This is a genomic window from Bartonella sp. AD328YNZD (genome assembly GCF_042196425.1).
Genome location: NZ_JBHIQG010000805.1, coordinates 1 through 605, shown reverse-complemented (window position 1 = coordinate 605; position 605 = coordinate 1). Strand labels below are relative to the sequence as shown.

At 36.7% G+C, this 605-nt stretch carries 1 protein-coding gene; it reads right to left on the bottom strand.

Annotated features, from left to right (window positions below):
* Window positions 1-317: 317 nt before the first annotated feature.
* The coding region (locus ACFIO3_RS15140) for a hypothetical protein (protein ID WP_375704790.1) at window positions 318-605 on the bottom strand (288 nt) is incomplete at its 5' end.

The following is a 605-nucleotide window of genomic DNA, read 5'->3' as shown; positions in this document are numbered from 1 at the left end:
GCTGGATGCCGCACACCTAATCCCTGCGCAGGTTTCTAGACCATCGGTCGGAAGGCTCCCGGTCGCAAAATTTATGGCCCTTGGCCAATAACTCGTATCTGACAACTGTTTCCCATCAAAACTATATAATATCTACAAAATCAACATCAGTCCACATATGGAACAAAATGGCCCAAAAGGCCGTCCGCGTAACTTTTCCTGAAATTGGACCAATAGGCCCCAAATTTCACAAAACATGCCAATAATTCACATGCTATTAAACATGAGTTTAATATACCAAAACAAGCTTTTATGTATGTTTAAAAGCCTCCCATGGGCTAAACATTGAAAATATACAAATTTTCCAAAATAGCCAAATGGCTAGCCCAAATGCTCACAGTCATATCTAAATAACATAAACTCAATTTAGAAGAGATAAAACCCCTACCTGGAATACCCAAATTGCTTCCCAAGTTGAAAAGTTGAATATCTCCAAAATCAAAACCAAATCTATCCATAGCTCCGGTTAAACCTTGTTTGCCTAGAAAATGTGAGAAACTGAAGAAACATAGCTTAATTTTATATTTTCTATAACCCCAAATGAATTTCCATTTAAAATATATAAA